The sequence below is a fragment of the Rhizobacter sp. P3_B12 genome (assembly GCF_056402895.1).
The window spans coordinates 1-1,485 of record NZ_JBFUGN010001256.1; the positions used below are offsets into that span (position 1 = coordinate 1).

The 1,485-nt window shown below is 64.4% G+C and carries 2 protein-coding genes; both read right to left on the reverse strand.

Annotated features, from left to right (window positions below):
• The coding region (locus AC1D01_RS34300) for a hypothetical protein (RefSeq protein WP_477873922.1) at positions 1-399 on the reverse strand (399 nt) is incomplete at its 3' end.
• 35 nt (positions 400-434) lie between these two features.
• Positions 435-887: a cache domain-containing protein gene (locus AC1D01_RS34305; protein ID WP_477873923.1), complete on the reverse strand. Its 453-nt coding sequence runs from the start codon at positions 885-887 to the stop codon at positions 435-437.
• Positions 888-1,485: the final 598 nt, after the last annotated feature.

A 1,485-nucleotide genomic window follows, 5' to 3' on the forward strand; every position in this document is an offset into this window, starting at 1 on the left:
GTCGATCGCCGAATCGGCCTGGCCGCGGTACTTGTCGATCTGCGCGGTGGCGACCTTGATCTCGGCGGCCAGGTCCGCATCGCTGCGGTCGGCGTCGGCGAGCCCGCCGAGCGTGCGCTTCAGGCCGTTCAGCTGGTTGGCCAGCGATTCGCGGGCGGCCTTGATCTTCGGTTCGTCCAGCGACGCGATCAGCGCCACCGTGCGGTAGACGCCGGCGTGGATCTGGCCGAGCTGGTCCTGCACGCTGGTGATGGTGCGCAACGATTCGAGGTCGCTGCGGAAGTCCTCGCTGTTCTTGGTCGCTTCGGCGCTCATCAGCGCGGTGTTCACCGAGGCCATCGAGAACACCACGACGGCGGTCAGCACGGGGGCTGCGAGCAGCTTGAGTCCGAGTTTCATGGCAGGCCTTCCGTCATGCAGAGCGTGCGGGCGCCTTACTTGTAGATGCCGCCGCAGACGGCCACGTCGCCCAGCCGCTCGCAGTAGGCGCGTTTCGGCTCGATCTTCTTGCTGACCGGGTTGGTGAACTTGTAGTCCTGCCAGAACGTGCCCTTGGACTGGGCGAGTTCGACGCGTTCCTTGACGAAGGGCTTGCCGTCCACGTCCTTCAGCTCGAGCAGGTTCTTGCCGATCATTTTTTCGTTCGCCCCGTGGGCGCGCACGACGCCGTCGAGCCCGTAGACGACCAGGTAGAGGTCGCGCTCGGTGAACTGGCCGGCCTTGTTGTTGATCTCGGCATAGGCCTTGTCGTTGCCGTTGGCCTTGATGAAGGCGACGCCTTTCTTGACCATGGCGGTGGCTTCGTCGGCGGTGGCATTGCCGTCCTTCGCGAAGGCGGGGAGGGCGGCAGCGCTCAGCAGCGCGCACAGGAACAGGTGCTTGGACATGCGGGATCCTCGGCAGTCGGGGCGCTCACGGGCGCGGTGGCAGGATTGCATCCGCCGGCAAGGCGGATGCGCTGTGCCGTTATCGGCACGCGGGCGGCCGGGCTGTACCCGGGTCTGTGCCGATTCTGTGAGACAGCGCAAATTGGCTGTCGGCGCAAAAGCGGGGGCTTGCGGGTGCATCTCTTCCCGATGGGGGACTCGCTGCGCGAGGGCTCTTGTTTCCCCTGCGGGGGGGCTTTCTCACTGCGTGAGGCTGCTGCCGGGTYTCGCCCSGKCGGGCGAGTCACTTTCATTTGTCTTGCCAAATGAAAGTAACCAAAGCAAAGGCGCCTGAAAACCATACGGTTCGTTCAGYCTSGCTGCGGACAACACTGCCRCTTCGGCTGCACATCACCGTTCATTGGGATTGTTGTTCTCCCGCTCCACYCGACTSGCTCGCTTCGCRTCGCATCGTCTTGCGCCGGCCGCCGCCGCMGTGTCATTYGGGCGATGCGYAGCGAGTTGGGTGGAGAAGAACGGCCAACAATCCCAATGAACGGTGATGTGCAGCCGAAGCGGCAGTGTTGTCCGCAGCCAGACTGAACGAACCGTATGGTGT